The organism is Streptomyces atratus (assembly GCF_014648655.1).
GTDB lineage: Bacteria > Actinomycetota > Actinomycetes > Streptomycetales > Streptomycetaceae > Streptomyces > Streptomyces atratus.
The window spans coordinates 212070-228691 of sequence record NZ_BMRN01000010.1 but is presented as its reverse complement, the minus strand read 5'-3'; the positions used below and the strand labels follow the sequence as shown (position 1 = coordinate 228691).

At 68.7% G+C, this 16622-nt stretch carries 16 protein-coding genes; 5 read left to right on the top strand and 11 right to left on the bottom strand.

The genetic code is table 11. From position 1 onward, the window contains the following. Positions 1-192: 192 nt before the first annotated feature. From IEZ15_RS19570 to IEZ15_RS19555, 4 genes are all read right to left on the bottom strand, one after another. The gene (locus IEZ15_RS19570; RefSeq protein ID WP_189278457.1) at positions 193-639 is read right to left on the bottom strand and encodes a hypothetical protein; all 447 of its coding nucleotides are present in this window, start codon (positions 637-639) and stop codon (positions 193-195) included. Continuing rightward, positions 636-1142 (bottom strand): DUF6973 domain-containing protein, encoded by a 507-nt coding sequence (locus IEZ15_RS19565; RefSeq protein WP_189278455.1) that lies wholly within the window; start codon positions 1140-1142, stop codon positions 636-638. The genes IEZ15_RS19570 and IEZ15_RS19565 overlap by 4 nt, the downstream gene beginning before the upstream one ends. A 344-nt stretch (positions 1143-1486) precedes the next feature. Continuing rightward, positions 1487-2764, bottom strand: a complete 1278-nt coding sequence (locus IEZ15_RS19560) for an MFS transporter (protein WP_189278453.1) — start codon at positions 2762-2764, stop codon at positions 1487-1489. After that, positions 2761-3345 (bottom strand): helix-turn-helix domain-containing protein, encoded by a 585-nt coding sequence (locus IEZ15_RS19555; RefSeq protein ID WP_229845978.1) that lies wholly within the window; start codon positions 3343-3345, stop codon positions 2761-2763. Before IEZ15_RS19555 ends, IEZ15_RS19560 begins: the two co-directional genes overlap by 4 nt. Before the next feature lie 471 nt (positions 3346-3816). On the opposite strand from IEZ15_RS19555, the gene IEZ15_RS19550 reads away from it, so the two are divergent. Beyond that, entirely contained in the window at positions 3817-4608 is a 792-nt protein-coding gene (locus tag IEZ15_RS19550) for a DUF2785 domain-containing protein (protein WP_189278449.1), read from the top strand. A gap of 260 nt (positions 4609-4868) precedes the next feature. Here the strand turns inward: IEZ15_RS19550 and IEZ15_RS19545 are convergent, their stop codons facing one another. Together IEZ15_RS19545 and IEZ15_RS19540 are read right to left on the bottom strand one after the other, a co-directional pair. Further along, complete coding sequence (locus IEZ15_RS19545; protein ID WP_189278447.1) at positions 4869-5069, bottom strand: DUF397 domain-containing protein; 201 nt, start codon at positions 5067-5069, stop codon at positions 4869-4871. After that, positions 5066-5890: a helix-turn-helix domain-containing protein gene (locus tag IEZ15_RS19540; RefSeq protein WP_189278446.1), complete on the bottom strand. Its 825-nt coding sequence runs from the start codon at positions 5888-5890 to the stop codon at positions 5066-5068. Before IEZ15_RS19540 ends, IEZ15_RS19545 begins: the two co-directional genes overlap by 4 nt. A gap of 145 nt (positions 5891-6035) precedes the next feature. On the opposite strand from IEZ15_RS19540, the gene IEZ15_RS19535 reads away from it, so the two are divergent. Next, on the top strand, positions 6036-6419 hold the full coding sequence (locus IEZ15_RS19535; protein ID WP_373302585.1) for a hypothetical protein: 384 nt from the start codon (positions 6036-6038) through the stop codon (positions 6417-6419). A 116-nt stretch (positions 6420-6535) separates the two neighbouring features. Further along, positions 6536-7651 carry an ADP-ribosylglycohydrolase family protein gene (locus tag IEZ15_RS19530; protein ID WP_189278444.1) on the top strand — a complete coding sequence of 372 codons (1116 nt, stop codon included), beginning with the start codon at positions 6536-6538 and terminating at the stop codon, positions 7649-7651. Positions 7652-7796: 145 nt separating this feature from the next. On the opposite strand, the gene IEZ15_RS19525 is transcribed toward IEZ15_RS19530, so the two are convergent. Together IEZ15_RS19525 and IEZ15_RS19520 are read right to left on the bottom strand one after the other, a co-directional pair. Next, complete coding sequence (locus tag IEZ15_RS19525; RefSeq protein ID WP_189278442.1) at positions 7797-9368, bottom strand: sodium:solute symporter family protein; 1572 nt, start codon at positions 9366-9368, stop codon at positions 7797-7799. Positions 9369-9754: 386 nt separating this feature from the next. After that, complete coding sequence (locus IEZ15_RS19520; RefSeq protein ID WP_189278440.1) at positions 9755-10537, bottom strand: SDR family oxidoreductase; 783 nt, start codon at positions 10535-10537, stop codon at positions 9755-9757. Between the two features lie 80 nt (positions 10538-10617). Between IEZ15_RS19520 and IEZ15_RS19515 the strand changes: the two genes are divergently transcribed. Then, on the top strand, positions 10618-11457 hold the full coding sequence (locus tag IEZ15_RS19515; protein ID WP_189278438.1) for a hypothetical protein: 840 nt from the start codon (positions 10618-10620) through the stop codon (positions 11455-11457). 177 nt (positions 11458-11634) lie between these two features. Here IEZ15_RS19515 and IEZ15_RS19510 read toward each other — a convergent pair whose 3' ends face one another. The 3 genes from IEZ15_RS19510 to IEZ15_RS19500 all read right to left on the bottom strand — a co-directional run bounded on the left by IEZ15_RS19510 (position 11635) and on the right by IEZ15_RS19500 (position 13916). Further along, positions 11635-11841, bottom strand: a complete 207-nt coding sequence (locus IEZ15_RS19510) for a DUF397 domain-containing protein (protein WP_189278436.1) — start codon at positions 11839-11841, stop codon at positions 11635-11637. A 224-nt stretch (positions 11842-12065) separates the two neighbouring features. After that, complete coding sequence (locus IEZ15_RS19505; RefSeq protein ID WP_114245060.1) at positions 12066-12935, bottom strand: helix-turn-helix domain-containing protein; 870 nt, start codon at positions 12933-12935, stop codon at positions 12066-12068. A 258-nt stretch (positions 12936-13193) separates the two neighbouring features. Beyond that, positions 13194-13916 carry a GOLPH3/VPS74 family protein gene (locus tag IEZ15_RS19500; RefSeq protein ID WP_114245059.1) on the bottom strand — a complete coding sequence of 241 codons (723 nt, stop codon included), beginning with the start codon at positions 13914-13916 and terminating at the stop codon, positions 13194-13196. A 164-nt stretch (positions 13917-14080) separates the two neighbouring features. Between IEZ15_RS19500 and IEZ15_RS19495 the strand changes: the two genes are divergently transcribed. Further along, a complete protein-coding gene (locus IEZ15_RS19495; protein WP_229845977.1) occupies positions 14081-16591 on the top strand; it encodes a serine hydrolase in 2511 nt (836 codons plus the stop codon). Positions 16592-16622 lie beyond the last annotated feature (31 nt).

The window sequence follows — 16622 nt, the reverse complement described above, 5'->3', positions numbered from 1 at the left end:
GGGCCCAGCGGGCCTCGGCTACAAGTCCCCGGCCGAAGTTCATGCCGAATACGTGGAGATGAAGCTCGCGGCATGGAAAACACCCACAACCGGTGTCCGGAAAATGGATGGCCGCTCAGCCGCGGGGGAGAACAACGAGATGTGGCGCCCCCGGTCGTACCAGGGGGCGCCACGCTCCTCAGGCCGGCAGCCTCAGGCGTGCGCGTTGCGTCCCATCACGTGGAACGCACTGCGCACCTCGACCGCGCAGGCCGCGGCGACGCACAAGGCGACCGCCACCATGCCCGAGCCGATCACGGTGTCCGGGCCGGGATTCTGGCCGAGGACGGTGACCAGCGCCTTCGCGGCGATGGCGACCTGTCCCAGTCCGACGACCGTCAGCCAGACGACGCGCAGGGCCCGCGGGCTGCGGGTGCGTGCCTTCTCCAGCCCGAGCAGCGCCGCCGCACCCGCCAGCGCGACCACGACTCCGAGCGTGACGGCGACGTAGAGCATCGCGTCCACGGCCGGGGCGTCGGTGTGGTCGAGTTCCGCCGTGTCCGGCGGGAGAACGGTGAACGCTACGTTCATCAGGGCGAGGTAGGTGACCTGGAGGAGGAGAAGGACGGGCACTACTCGCCGGCTGAGCGCGGATGTCATGCGTTGCTCCTCACGAGCTTGCCGCTCTTGGTGATCCACAGCTTCCCACGGCTCGTCCCGTTCTTGCAGGCATCCCTGCTGCGGATGCCCGCACTCGCCTTGCCGGTGTTGTCACGGCCGAGCTGACGGCCGATGGAGCTGTTGCGCTGGTCCATCTCCTTGTCGTTGCCCCGGGAGGTGGACTCGTGACGCGTGGCGATCTCGTAGGCGTCTTTGGTGGAGAGGCGGATTTCCATCAGCGCGTTCCAGGAGCAGTGCCGAAACGCGTCACCCGTGCCCTGGAACAGGGTGCGGTCGGGGTAGAGCTCCTGCGCCTTCTTGAACGCGGTGTTGGCCCGGTCCCATGCGACGGAGCAGTTGTACGGGTTCCAGAAGCAGTAGTTGCGCTCCGCGGAAGTGATGTCGCCGTAGCCGTAGCCCGGGTCGAGCAGGACCGGATAGGAGACGGCCTGACCATTTGCCGGGGCGACGGAGACGACGATGCCGTCGCCGGACAGCGCCATCGAGACGGGATGGAGTTCCCCTTGGCGTCCAGAGCCGGCGGGGCGGTGACGAAAGTGGTCACATCCCCCTGCTCGGCCTGCTGCCACCGCTCTGGCCGCGACGAGGTGAGACGCCCCCGCGTCTGAGCTCGGCGTTCAACCTCCGCCCGTGGTAGGCCCATTGGCCACGGGCTTCGCCGTTCACCGGACAGTGGGGCGGCCTTTGCGTGATCACGTCTTCTCGCTGAAGCCGACACTGATCACAACATGCACCCGCTGCTGGGCCCGCGCTCGGCCCGGGCCGACCACCCCGCCCCGAAGAGGTCCGACCCCGCACCGGCCCCCTGTAGGACCCATGCGGCGCGTCACGTCACAACAGGGCGATCGTTGCCTGACGCGGCAGTACGAGTTGGTAGCTTTCGGATCCCGGCCACCGGGGAGCACAGGATCCACACCACGCTCAGCACCGCCCCGGTCGTGCCCACCCACAGTGCGGTCCGCAGCCCGGCCGCCTCCCCCAGCGCCCCGCCCGCCAGGGCTCCGAGGGGCCGGAAGCCATGGTTCAGAGTTCGGTAGGCGCCCGTCACGCGAGAGCGCAGCGCGTCGGGTATGAGCGCCATCTGGAGCGAACCGGCCGCGATGTCGACGAACATCACGCCGACGCAGGAGACGAACTCGGCGACGAAGAGCGTCCCGAGCACCACCGGCAATGCCCCGCCCGCGAGCGGCACCAGCATCAGCGGCACGGTGAAGAGGGCGAAGCCCGCGACGATGGACGGCCCGACGCCGATCGTCCGGACGACCGCCCCGCTGATCGCCGCCCCGATCAGCCCACCCACCGCCGCGACACTGAGCACGGCTCCGAACATGCCTGCACTGAGGCCCAGGTGACGTGTCGCGTAAAGCACGAAGAGGGTGTGGAAGATGTAGTTGAAGAACTGCACATTGCCCGACGCAATGAACATCGCGCGCATCGAGGGCTCCCGGAACACCCAGCGCATCCCCGCCGTGAAGTGTCCCTTGGCCCGCTCGACTGGCGGCGGCTCCATGGACCGGACGCGCGCGAGCTGCCCGGCCGAGACGACGTACGTGAGTGCGTCCGCGAGCAGCGCCACGGGCGCGGTCAGGATCTGCACAAGCACGCCGCCCGCACCGGGACCCGCGAGCCAGGCCATCGAGCGGCTGCCGTTGACCAGGGAATTACCCTCCACGAACTGCTCGGTCGGCACCAGCGACACGAACAGTGTCGCGTTGCACACCTCGAACAGCACCGTCAGCGCACCGATCCCGAAGGCCACGCCGTACAGCTGCCAGAGCGTGAGGGCGTCCAGCGCGTACGCCACCGGGAGCGAGACCAGCAGCACGGCTCGTGCCAGATCGGTGGCGATCATGACGTCCCTGCGCCGCCCGCACCGGTCGGCCCAGGCCCCCGCCGGAAGGTTGAACAGCAGCGCGGGCAGCAGCTCGACGGCCTTCAGCCAGCCCATCTCCGCCGCGTCCGCCCCCAGGACGAGCACGGCGGCGAGCGGGATGGCGATCAGTGATATCTGGTCCCCCGCCAGCGAGACTGCCTGTCCCGTCCAGTACCGCCGGAACGCCCGGTCCCGCAGCAGCGCGGGTATCAGCGCTCGAGGCCGCTTCACAACGCGTCCTCGGGAGCCACGTGGGCGATCCGCAGGAACTCCACGATGCGCGCGCCCTCGGGCCGCAGCGCCGGATCGTCGTTGCGCCCGTCGTACGCCCCCAGTAGTTCCCTGATCCGCTCGCGCAGCTCGACCAGTTCGTCGGCGGTCAGATACAACTGGTGATCGCCGAACTCCTCCGCCTCCCGCCACTCGCGCGGCAGCCGATGACGCTGTTCCATGGCACGCGTCAGGCGTTCGAAGTACAGCTCGGCCACCGTTGTGCTCAGCGCCACCGCCGCCTCGTCCACGGCCGTATCGTCGGAGTGCGCCGGCCACGACGTGTACTTGGCGACGGCCCGCCACGGCTTCTCCCGGCCCTGCCCACCGCCGGCCTGCTCGACCAGCCCGTACTTGGCGAGCATGCGCAGGTGGTAGGAGCAGCTGGCGACGGACTCGCCGATCAGCTCGGCGGCCCTGGTGGCCGTGGAGGGTCCCTCCCGGCGCAGCATTCCGACGAGCCGCATCCTCGTGGGGTGCGCGTACGCGCGCAATGCGCGGGGGTCGCTGAGCACGGTCTCCCGCACCGGCGTATCCGGCACGCCGGTGCGCTGCTCGTGGGGCTCACGGGTTTTACATGCTTCGCGTGCCTGATCGGCTTGGTCTCCACTCACCATCTAAAGGTATCTTTAGAAAGATTCCTTTAGCAAGGTTTCTTTATCAATGACTGTGGAACCGCGAGGGCGGCAAGGCGGTCGACGGCGGGATGCCGGAACCCGGATGCGCCGCGCGGGCGGCATCACGCTTCCGTGGACGGCGCCCGGGGCTTGGCGCCGGCTTTCGTTCCGATGTTCCGACCGCCGCGTGGCCGGTGGTCTGGCTTCGGCCGGTCGCGGACCTTCGGCGATCGCGCGCTGGACCGGGCCGCTGCGCATCACTCTTTCCGGCTTCGGTGGGCAGGGTGATGCAGAAGCCGGAACTGCTGCCTCTGGTCGGGCAGTTGACGGGTCGAGATGGATACCTGGACATAATTCGCAGGCGTGCGGCAACGGCAAGGACCTAATCTGCCCGTCATGACCGACTGGAAGAGCGTCGAGGCCGCCGACTGTGCCGTGCCCGCTGACCGGCCCATGGACGACCTCGTTCGCGAGCTGTCCCGTGCCCTGGCAGATCCCGATCCACTGGTCCGGGACGGCGCGCCCTACACCGTCCTCGCGACCTGGATCGCCCGCGGGGCGATCGAGACGTCCCGGAGGCTGGAGCTGGGGGACGAGATGGCCACCCGGTTCACCGATCCGCGGGTCGAGGCCCGCACCTTCGCGCCCCTCGTGCTCGACATGCTGGTGGCCGCGGGGGACTTCAAGGCCGGCTGGGTGGAGGCGTTCGAGCGCTGGTACCCGGCGGAGCAGGACCTGCGTGGACACGACGAGACGCTCGGCTGGCTTCACGCCGTGGCGCACGGCGCGGACCTGCTTGCCGGCTTCGGTCGCCACCCCGAGGTGGCGCCGGTGCGGATGCTGGACCTCGCCGCCGCGCGGCTGATGGCGCCCACCGACCACGTCTACGACCAGATGGAGGACGACCGCCTGGCCCGGGCGATCGCCCGGGTTCTCACCCGCACCGACCTGAGCGAACGCGACGCCGTCGGCTGGCTGGATCCGATCGCCGACCGCTTCGGGGCCGACCGCATCAGCACCCCAGTGCCCGCTCACATCAGCAACTGCCTGCGCACCCTGCGCCTGCTCTACATCCTTGCCGACCGGGGCGTGCGCCCCACCAGCGAAATGCCCGCGGAACCCCTCCACCACCGCGACGCGGTCAAGTCCGGCATAGCCACCGTCCTCGACCGGATCGTCAGACGCTGACCGACGGCACCCGGTTCGGCCCGGCAGACCGGTGCGCACGCCCTCCACGGACGACGGGGATGGCGCTGATCGCGCACACCGGCCTCGTCCTCCTCTCCGCTCAACCCTTGCCCGCCCCGTCGCCGCCGGGTCGCCCAGCGGCCGCAGGCCCCCGCCGCCGCCCCGGGCAGACCTGATCACGTAAAGGCCGCCCTGCTGTCCGGAGAACGGCGAAGCCCGTGGTCAACGGGCTGACCACGGGCGGAGGTCGAACGCCAGGCTCAGTGACCGGCGACAAACCCCACAAAGGCGGCCCAGGCGGGGGCGGTGATGACGAGTGCGGGGCCGGTGGGGGTCTTGCTGTCGCGTACGGGGACGAGGCCGGGGTAGCTGTCGGCGACCTCGACGCAGTTGTTGTCGCCGCCGTCGCTGTAGCTGGACTTGCGCCACACCGCGGTGGAGAGGTCGGGGATTCGGCTCATGATCGGTGCTCCTCCAGGACGCCCCTGATGAACGCGATGGAGTCCGACGGGGGCCACGCCAGATCCCGGAGGCGATCGTAGGACAGTCGATAGCGCGATACTTCGGCCGGATCTTCGATCAACTCGGCGCAGCTGTTGCCCTCCGTGTAGGCAACGGCGCTCCCGTCCTCCTGCCACAGCAACGTCAAGGAACCGTCCATCAGGTGGTGTGCCCCCGCAGAGAGCGGGAGAACCTGGAGTACGACCGTCGACGTCTCCGCCATGTCGATGAGATGGACCAGTTGCTCGTCCCACGCCTTCGCGTCCTTCACCGGGCGGCGCAGGGCGTACTCGTCCATGATGATCCTCACGGAAGGGGCGGGCTTGCGGTGCAGCAGTTGCTGGCGGCTCATCCGCGCTATGACCTGCTCCTCCACCAACTCTGCCTCATCGTCCGTTTCCTGTGCTCCGGACAACAATTCGCGGGCGACTGCCTCGGTCTGGAGGAGCCCAGGAATCCCCAAGGTGTACTTGTGCGTGATCCGCGCCGTCGGCTCCAGCCGCATGAACTCCTTGTACTTGTCCTTGAAGACCTCCCTCCGGGCCACCTTCCACAGCTGGACCAGCAGCCCCCCGGATTCGTAGTGCCGGTCCAGGTCCTCCATCACGGCGAGCTTCGAGAGCCGTTGGCCCATCTCCAGCCGGTACAGATAGCTCTTGTCGTAGCGCGTCTCCTCAGCGAGCCGGCCCAGCGATCTGCCGGTCTTCTCCCGCAGGTAGCGCAACGCGCGCCCCAGCGCCGCGCGCCCCGACTCCTCGTCCACATCGCCGACGTCGGCCATGTCGGCCCCTTCCTGTTGCCCCGTTCGCAGGCAATCGCGTGCCTCTGTCGAGCGTAGGGCGGCGGGAGTGACGATGAGGGGACGAACGGTAATCACCACCCCTGCGGGCCGTTCCCCCACCCGATCCCCGCCGTAAGGAACCGCCATGGCCGATGCCCCGCTCCGTCTGCTCCCCTGGACGTCCCCCGAAGGCAGGCCCTGCTACCTCAGCACGGACAACCCCCACAGCAGGCTCTCCCGGCTGGCCGACGAGGTGGAGGACGATCAACTCGACTGCGGGGAGGCGGTCGTGGCGGGAGCCGGGGCCGTGCTCGCCGACCGGGCGGCCGGTGAGCTCGCGCTCAGGTTCGCGCTCACCAGGGCCATCGAGTCACTGCGCGAAGTGCTCCGGGTCGCGGAGAGCAGGGGCGCGCGCATTCGGGACGAGCCCTGCGCCACCGACGGCCCGGGGACCGTCGAACGGGATTGGCCCATGGGCGACTGCCGTTCCGAGACCCGGAAATCCCCGGAGAATGCCGTTCAAAAGTGATCGCAGGATCTACTCCGTACATACGGTTCAGGCCCACAGCTCACCGTTCCCATTCGATTACAGTGCTGCGCAGTCGCACCGGGCGGGCCGACGGGGAAAGGGGCACGGTGACCACGGTGACCACGCGAACCACAGCTGTCTGGGGCCGTGCCGAGCAGCAGGACTTCCGCAGCCGGGTGCGCGGCGCTCTGCTGGGCGGGGCCATCGGGGACGCGCTCGGCGCGGGCGCCGACAGGCTCACGCTCGAAGAGATCCGGGCGGCACACGGCGCCGATGGCGTCACCGACTTCGTCCCCGCGCACGGCGGACGCGGCACCGTCACCGCCGTCACCCAGCTGAACCTGTTCACCGTCGACGGGCTGATCCGCGCCCAGGTCCGCCGCGACACCGGCGCCTGGCATCCGCCCACCGATGTGCACCGCGCCCATCTGCGCTGGGCCGCCACCCAGCGGGACTGGGGGCCCGACGAACGCCGCAAGGACAACGGCTGGCTCGCTCTGCAGGAGTGGCTCTACGCACGCCGCGCCCCGACCCGGGAATGCCTCACCGGCTTCGGCGACTCCACCATGGGGACCCTCGACCAGCCGAAGAACCCCACCGCACGGGACTCGGCGGCCCTCACCCGGTCCGCCCCGTTCGGGCTGCTCGTCGGCTGGGAACCCCAGCTCGTCCTCCAACTGGCCCTCGAATGCGCCGCCCAGACCCACGGCCACCCCAACGCCCTGCTCTCTGCAGGCGCCCTCGCCGTCATGGTGCACGGGCTGGCCCGCGGCGAGACCCTGGACGGCTCCGTGCAGCACGCCCTGGCCCTGCTCGCCGAGCGTCCGGGGCATGAACAGGTCACCGAGGCGCTCAAGCAGGCGCTCGGCACAGTACGCCAGGGCATTCCGGGACCGGCCCTGATCGAGTCGCTGGGTACCACGGACGCCGCCGAGGAGGTCCTCGCCGTTGCCGTGTACTGCGCCCTGGTCGGCGAGGACGTGCGGCACGGGCTGCGGCTGGCCGTCAACCACGGTGGACCCTCCGCGGCCACCGGGGCCCTGTGCGGGGCGCTGCTCGGCGCGTTGCACGGCGAGACCGCGCTGCCGCCTGCCTGGCTCGCCGAACTGGAGGGCCGGGCAACGCTGTTGGAACTCGCCGACGACTTCGCCATGGAGATGACCCAGGGCCCGGCCCTGCACAGTCCGTCGGCCGCCGCACCGGGCTGGCTGACCCGCTACCCGCGCGGCTGACCCGCGCTGCTCACGGCTGACGCGCGCTGCCCATGCGGCCGGCACGCGGAGCACGGGCGAGGGCAGGGGTGCGGAAAAGAACGTGACAGTGAAACGGTTCTCTGTCACGTTCTTTTCCCCACCCCACCCCGTAGAGCGGCAAGCGTCAGTCCTTCACGCCCTCTGTGACCGCCGCGCCTCCCGGACCGGCCTGAGCCGGCACCGTCGCCCGGGCATCCGAGCCGTCACCGTCCGAGTTGATCTGCTCGATGATCGCGTCGCGCTCCGGGGTGTCCTCCGGCTTGATGAGGCCGATCACGATGTAGAGGACCAGCGAGATCGCCAGCGGCAGCGCCACCTGGTACTGCAGCGCGACATCCGTCTTCACCGAACCGTCGAAGTTGTAGTTGGTGAAGTAGAACGCCAGCAGACCCGCAGCCCAGCTGGTGAGCGCCGCCGTCGGACCCGACTTACGGAACCTGCGCAGCAGGCCCAGCATGAACGGGATCGCGATCGGACCCATCAGACCGGCCACCCACTTGATGACGACGGAGATGATGTCCTTGAACGTCGGCGAGTTGATCTGGGTGGCGAGCGCCATCGACAGACCGAGGAAGCCGAGCGTGGACACCCGGGCCGCCAGCAGACCGGTGCGGCTGCTCCAGGTGCGGGCCGCCTTCGAGAGGACCGGGGCGATGTCCCGGGTGAAGACGGCTGCGATGGCGTTGGCGTCCGAGGAGCACATGGCCATCGTGTGCGAGAAGAAGCCGACGACGACCAGGCCCAGCAGGCCGTGCGGCAGCAGCTGCTCGGTCATCAGGGCGTAGCTGTCGGAGGCGTCCGGCTTCTGCGCGTGGACCAGTAGCGGAGCGCACCACATCGGGAAGAACAGGACCGTGGGCCAGACCAGCCACAGCACGGCGGAGAGCCGGGCCGAGCGCCTGGCCGAGGCGGCGGAGTCCGTGGCCATGTAGCGCTGGGCCTGGTTCCACATGCCGCCGTTGTACTCGAAGGTCTTGATGAAGAGGTACGCCAGCAGGAAGGTCACGGTGTACGGGCCGGCCGTCGGGTTCGTGTGGCCCTCGGGCAGCTTGTCCCAGACCGTCCACAGGGTGCTGAAGCCGTCGAGCTTCGCCATGGCGGTGACGAGCATCGCGACGCCGGCGAAGAGCTGGATGACGAACTGCCCCAGTTCTGTGAGCGCGTCGGCCCACAGTCCGCCGACCGTGCAGTAGACGGCGGTGATACAGCCGGTGATGAAGATGCCCTGCGTGATCGAGATGCCCGTGAAGACGGAGAGAAGGGTGGCGATGGCTGCCCACTTGGCGCCGACGTCCACGATCTTCAGCAGCAGACCGGACCAGGCGAGCGCCTGCTGGGTCTGGATGTTGTAGCGGTTCTTCAGGTATTCGAGCGGGGACGCGACATGCAGCCGCGAGCGCAGCCGGTTGAGCCGGGGTGCGAAGAGCTGGGCACCGATGCCGATGCCGATGGCGATCGGCAGCGACCAGGTCACGAACGACGTGACGCCGAACTGGTAGGCGATACCGGCGTACCCGGTGAACATCACCGCGCTGTAGCCGGACATGTGGTGCGAGATGCCGGACAGCCACCACGGCATCTTGCCGCCCGCCGTGAAGAAGTCGCTGACGTTGTCCACACGCTTGTGGGACCAGAGTCCGATCGCGATCACCACGCCGAAGTAGCCGATGAGCACGACCCAGTCGAGACTGTTCATGTGCCCCCTCCTGGGGTCCGCCTTATGAACGGGTTCGCACTTCGCCAGTACGGCCGCTCAGCGGGGCCCCGTGCGGGAGCGGGGACTTCGGGGATTGAACCGCCTACCCGGTCCCTCGGTCAAGGATTTTCGCGATCAGGGATGTGAACGCAGATCAACAAGTCGAACGGCTTTGCTTGTTCTTGACTCACGTAAGCGTTGTCGCGAACATGACGGCGGCCACACGATGAGCGGGCACTTCGTCAGGCTGTGCAGAGCATCAGGAGTACCGAGGGGCGCAGAAAGACCGCACGGGATGCGGGTCCCGTGCGGCCGAGAAGGAGGAGGGCCGGCCTCGTGAACCGGTCTTGTGAACCGCTCTCGTGAACTGGTCCTGCGAACCGGCCCTACCGCATCAGCTCGCCGGCATTGACCAGCAGGGACTGTCCGGTGATCGCCCGCGCCCGGTCCGAGGCCAGGAACGCGGCGGCCTCGGCCACATCGCCGTCCGTGGCAAGGTCCGGAAGTGCCATGCGCTCGGTGAGCCTGCCCAGTACCTCGGCCTCGGGCACACCCTCGGTGTGCGCCGTGAACCGTACGTACGCCTGCACCGGCGGTCCCCACATCCAGCCGGGCAGCACCGTGTTCACCCGTATCCGGTGCGGGCCGAACTCCCGTGCCATGGAGTACATCGCCGAGGTGAGCGCCCCCTTCGAGGCCGCGTACGCCGCCTGCTGCACCTGGGACGGTGCGGCCACCGAGGACTGCGTGCCGATGACGACCACCGAGCCGCCCCGCTCCTTGAGGCCGGGCAGGCAGGCGCGGGTCATCCGTAGCGTGCCGAGCAGATTGACGTCGATGACCGACCGCCAGGTGGCGAAGTCGGCGTCCTCGATTCCGCCGAAGTAGCTGTCCCAGGCGGCGACATGGACCACCGCGTCGATCTGTCCGAACCGCTCCAGTGCCAGTGCGGCGAGCGCCTCGCACTGCGCCTCGTCCGTGATGTCGGTGGCCAGATGCGCGGTGCGCCGGCCTTCCGGGTCGATCTCCGAGGCCGACTTGGCGAGATTCGCGGTGGTACGCGCCCCGAGCACCGCGCTGCCCCCGTCCCGTACGACCGTCGCCGCGACCTGGTGCCCGAGCCCGGCGCCCACCCCGGACACGATGACGGTCTTCCCCGCGAGCAACATCGGTGGCCTCCCGGCTCTGGCAGTTCGTCTGACGGGGCGTCAGAGTAGGACGCTGCTGCGGAGTACGGAAGGGGAACGGCATGAGCGACGAGACCCGGAGTGACACCTACGCCGAACTGGCCGCGCTGGGGCCGTACGGAGTCCATCCCGGCCACGCACTGATCACCATGGTCGAACCGCACCCGGGCCATGAGTACGCGTACAACCGCTGGTACGAGGACGACCACTACTACGCGGGCGCGATGGCGATGCCCTGGATGTTCGCGGGGCGCCGCTGGGTCGCCACCAGGGAACTGCGGGAACTGCGCTACCCGGAGAAGTCCGCGGTCGCGCAGCCGGTGGGCGCGGGGTGCTACCTGTCCACGTACTGGGTGACGGACGGGCGCTACGACGACCACATGAAGTGGACCGTCGGGATCAACAAGCGGTTGAACCGGGACGGCCGGGTCTACCAGGACCGCACCCACGTGTTCACGTCGTTCCAGGATCACGAGGCGACGGTCTACCGGGACGGCGCCGCGGGGCCCCGGGACTTCCACGCACTCGACCACCCCTACCGCGGGCTGGTCCTTCAGGTGATCGATGCCAAAGGGGCTGAGCAGCGGGCCGAGCTGCTGGAATGGCTGCGTTCGCGGCATCTGCCGAAGCGGCTGGGCGGCTCCCCGGCTGCGATGGTGACCGTCTTCCGTCCCACGCCGCTGCCGGGTGACCGGATGACCTATGTGAAGCAGGTCGAGGGCGTCGACACCCGGCTGACCCTGCTGTGGTTCCTTCAGGAGGACCCGCAGGACTGCTGGGACGCGCATTTCACCGGGCTCGACGCGATGGTCGAGGAATCCGGCCTGGGGCGGGTGGAGTTGGTGGCGCCGTTCATTCCGACCGTGCCCGGCACGGATCTCTACGTCGATCAGTTGCGCTGAGAGCCCCGGAACTCCGGGGAGGTATTTCCCGGTCAAGTAATCTCAGGGCCGGGCATTCTCCGGGTGGCGTTCTCCGGGTCGGGCATCGAGCCCCCTCGGCCAGGACGGCGGACCGGTCGAGAGGGCTACCGGCAACACCGGAATCGATGCTGCGATGCGAACGGTGGAAAGCATCGGTCAGGCGTCGACGGCACCCTTGCCGACGTCACGTACGAAGGCGTTCCACGCGGCGGGGACGAACGTGATCGAAGGGCCCTCGGGGGCCTTCGAGTCGCGTACGGCAATAGCCTGCGTGAGAGGGGACTTGACTTCGACGCAGGCGCCGTTGCCCCCGGAATACGAGGACTTCGTCCACTTGTCCGTAGCACCCTGACGAATGGCCATGTTCACTCCGGTTCAGAGAGTCGTGTGGAAAACGCCAACAGCGTTCCGGTTGGCGTGATCGACGCTACTCGCCAAGTCTCTGGAGTGAAGGGGTCGTTCACTCGACCGGATGGTATAAACCACCGAGGTCTTCCATTGTGGACGGGCGGCGGTGTACCTTGCCGCCGACCCTCCCGTAACATCGCTCTATTTCCCGCATACCGGACTTTGTGGGCTGTCCGGTTTTACGCGCCCGAGCGCCCGGCGTACTCCTTCACGATGTCGCTGATGAAGTGTCGGGTCTGCTCCACATTCAGTGCCTGTGCCCGCAGGTGCTCGTACATGACGCTGTACCGCTGCACATCATTGGCTTTCTCCAGATACAGGTCGCTGGTGACACCCTCGATATAGACGACACTGGAGTCCGCGGCGTCCGGGAATTCCAAAATGGCGTACTGCCCGTTGATGCCGGGGTGCGCGCCCATCTCGAACGGCAGCACCTGCACGGTCACATGCGGCAGGTGCGACAGCTCGACCAGTTGCTCCAACTGCTCGATCATCACCTGCTTGCCGCCGACCAGCCGGCGCAGCGCGGACTCGTCGATCACCGCCCACAGCCGCAGCGGATGCTCCGGGGAGGTGATCCGGTCCTGGCGGCGGGCCCGGACGCTGACGCGCTTGTCGATGTCCGCAGGCGGCGCTTCAGGCAATGCGCCCTGGATCAGCGATTCGGCGTAACTCCGGGTCTGCAACAGGCCGGGGACCACCTGGGGTTCGTACACCCGCAGCGATTCGGCATCGGTCTCCAGGCCGATGTAGACGCTGTACGGGATGTCGCCGAAGGCGTGCCACCAGCCCTGCTGGCGCGAGTCCTTGGCCATCTGCATGAGCGAGTCGACGATCCGGTGATCCTCGACCTCGTACACCCCGCAGAGATCACGTACATCGCGCTGGCTGATGGAGCGGCGGCCGTTCTCCAGGCGGCTGATCTTCGACTGCGAGACCAGCAGCCGCTCGGCCACCTCCTCGGCTGTCATGCCCCTGAGTTCGCGCAGTCGGCGCAATTCCTGGCCCAACCGGCGTCGCCTGACGGTGGGATTGACGTTGGACGGCACGGAAACGGCACCTCCGGCTTTGTAGCTGTGCGTATCTACTGCTGAGCAGATTGCCACCCATGCCCCCGGCCGCGCTGGGAAATGGCGACACGCAGGCGCGCGGGACAGCCGTGATTCCGGCTGCCCCGCGCTTGGTGCGGCTCCCGAACCGGGTCTTGGGGACGACGGTGCGGCGGTATTCGGTTGGTGCTGCGGTGCTGCGGTGCTGCGGTGCTGCGGTGCTGCGGTGCTGCGGTGCGTGTGGTGACGGGTGCGGTCCTAGTGGGCCGCGGTGTGCGCCATGCTGCTGCGGCGTGATTGCGACTGCACTTGCGGTTGCAACGGAACTCCGGCCGCCTGGTTGCGGCGTGGCTGTGCGACCGCCCCGTTCTGGACGTCCATCACGGCATGCGCCACGAGTCCGCCCATCGGGTCGTGTCTGATCAGGTCCCGGAGCCGGGAGCGTGATGAACGCCCCTCGTTCCCGGGATACAGATGCTTGCCGAGTCCGACCGCGTGGGCCAGCGCGGCGAGCGCCGCGGTCCGCGGGTCCGGCGGTACGCCGGTGCGGATCGCACTGTCCAGCCTGGATCTGATGTCCCGGCTGATTGCCGTGTCCGTCGCCTGGTAGCGAGTCGTCGGCAGCACTCCGCACATCTGGCCCGCCACGGCATGCACCATGCCGCATCGCTCCAGATGAGCGAGGTAGATCTGACGCAGCCCCAGCCGGGGCCCGCCAATCCAGTGGACCGCCCGAACCGGGCTGCCGCGTCGGCGCAGCAGTTCCAGTGCGGAGTCCAGAGTCGGATCTCCTGTCGGCCGTGGCATCACCACGGCGATACGATCCCCGTCAGGGGCTATCCGTCCTGCCAGAGCCAGCTCCACTAGCTGAGCTCCGGCGAGGCCGAGGTCGAGCGACTGCGGCTGCGCTGTGGTACCCGTGGCCGGGTCCAGAGCGAGCAGCAGAAGCTCCTCCGGAATTGTTCTGCGGCTCCTGCCCATCCATGCCTCCCCGCGTGGATGAATGACAGGGTGACCCCTCTCACATTGGTCTGTCGAGGGCGCCTGGGTGCTTTATGCGGGAACCAGTAGGTATGTCGTTCTCGTCTAGCAGCCGGGCCGGTGGTTCACACGGGACACTGGTAGATGGTTCGGACAGCGCGGGGATGTCCCCGCGCCGCATGGAGGAGGCATCGGTGGCGGGCGAGTCCCCCGACAGGTCGAAGCAGCAGAAGTCGTCGGGAACGGCTCGGAGCGAGAGTGATCCGCGACTCTCCGTCTTCCGTGAACCGTCCGCCGGGTCCGAAGCCGGCGGCGGGACGGACACGGCGACGGCCGTTTTCCGCACGGGGCCGGTCCCGTCGAGCGACGGCGAGGGCTCCGAGAGCGTCAAGGCGGATTCGGCGACGGCCGTCTTCCGGGCGCGGCCGTCCGGGGACGGCGAGGGCGGCGAGGACAGTCAGGGCTCGGAGCAGCCGGAGGCCTCCGGGGCTGCGGAAGGCTCCTCGGGCGCTGAGGGCGCTGAGGGTGCCGAGGACGCCCGGGGGGCGGGGGAGGTCACTGAGGGCCCGGAGGGGGCCTCTGAGTCCTCCGATGGGTCCTCCGAGGCTGCCGAGTCCTCGAAGGGCGTGGAGAGCGCGGAGAGCGTGGAGGTCGCCGAGCCCTCGGAGGACGCGGGCGTCGCCGAGCCCGCTGGCGCCGCTGCGCCCGAGGAGGGCGACACGCGGCTGCGTGCGGCGGTCGCTGCGTGGGTGACGAAGGACGACGACCAGAGCGACGAGGGCCCGAAGGGCGACGACGACGCGAAGGCCGCCACGTCCGAGGACGAGAGCGCGCCCGACGCGGACGCGGATGCGGACACCGACGCCGTGGCGGGGGGCGATGCGTCTGAGCCGGTCACCCCGGCCGACGGAGCCTCGGACAAGGCGACCGCGTCGAATGATGCCGATGCCGCAGACGAGCCGTCCGATGACGCATCCGAGGACGCGGAAGACTCCGAAGACGCCGAAGCGTCAGAAGCCGATGCTGCGAACACCGCTCACGCGGACAGCAAGGCAGGCAAGCCGGGCAAGCCGGAAACCGCTGAGGACAAGCGCGGAATCGATCAGCCGACCGCCGTCTTCAGGGCGCCCGCCGCGGCCAAGGTCGACCAGCCGACGACCGCGCTGAAGATCATCCCGCCCACCTCGAAGCCGGATTCGGGCGCGGAGTCGAAGCCCGAGTCCGCCGCCGAGCGGACCAGCAAGTTCGTGCCGCTGCGCGGGGACGACATACGACCGGCGCCCGCGCCCCGCAAGCCCGAGGCACCGGCAGCCGCCTCCGCCGCGAGGCCCGGCACACCGCCGCCCGCCGTCTCCCTCTCCGGAGCCGAGCGGACCACGCAGCAGCCGATGCCGCCGAAGCCGCCGCTCGACCTGCTGGCCGAGCTGACGAACACGCCTCCGCCGCCTCAGACGCCGGTCCGTACCGCTGTCCGCCGGGTCAAGATCTGGACCCCGCTGGTGCTGCTCCTGCTGATCGTCTTTGCGATCGTGCAGATGGTGCGGCCGCTCCCGGAGCCCGAGCTCCAGATGTCGGCGAAGCCGACGTACACCTTCAAGGGCAACAAGCCGTCGCTGCCGTGGCCCGACGAGGGCCAGGGCTACATGGCGGCCACCGGACTGGGCGAGGTGGACTCGTTCGGCGAGCAGAAGGCCGTGCCGATCGGCAGCGTGGCCAAGGCGATGACCGCATACATCGTGCTCAAGGACCACCCGTTGAAGAGGGGCGAGAAGGGCCCTTCCATCAAGATCGACGCCAAGGCGGAGTCGGACGGCAAGCTGGACTCGGAGGGCGAGTCGACGCTCAACACCGTCAAGGCCGGTGACAAGCTCACGGAGCAGGAGGCGCTCTCCGCGATCATGGTCCCCTCCGCGAACAACATCGCGAGGCTGCTGGCGCGCTGGGACGCGGGTTCCGAAGAGGCGTTCGTCAAGAAGATGAACGACACCGCCAAGTCGCTCGGCATGACGAACACCACCTACACCGATCCGTCCGGCCTCAACGCGACCACGGTGAGCTCGGCCGAGGACCAGGTGAAGCTGGGCCAGAAGTTGGTGGAGATCCCGGCGCTGATGGATATCACCAAGCTGCCGTCGTGGACCGACCCGTCGGGCAAGGTCCATCGGAACTACAACACCCTCGTTCCGTACAACGGCGCGCTCGGCATCAAGACCGGCTCCACCACCAAGGCCGGTGGCAACCTGCTCTTCGCCGCGCACAAGATGGTCGGCGACACCGACCAGCTGATCGTCGGCGCCGTGCTGGGCCAGCACAAGCCCGCCATCATCGACACCGTCAACGCGGTGAGCAAGGAAGCCATGGTCGCCACCCAGGATCTGCTGACGAGCGCCAAGGTCGTGAAGAAGGGCGATGTGGTCGGCACCGTCTCCGACGGGCTGGGCGGCAGCACCCCGGTGGTCGCGACCAAGGACGTGTCGGCGGTCGGCTGGCCCGGTCTCACGGTCAAGCTCGAACTGACCGACGACGGAAAGACGATCCCGCACTCGGCGGCAGCAGGCACCCACGTCGGAACGCTCACCGTGGGTGAGGGCACCAGCCAGGTGAAGGTGGCCGTCGCGCTGCAGAGCGATCTGGCGGAGCCGACGTTCGGGAAAAAGCTGACCCGCATCAGCTGACCGGCCGGATGGCCGAAACCGCCCGGTAGGG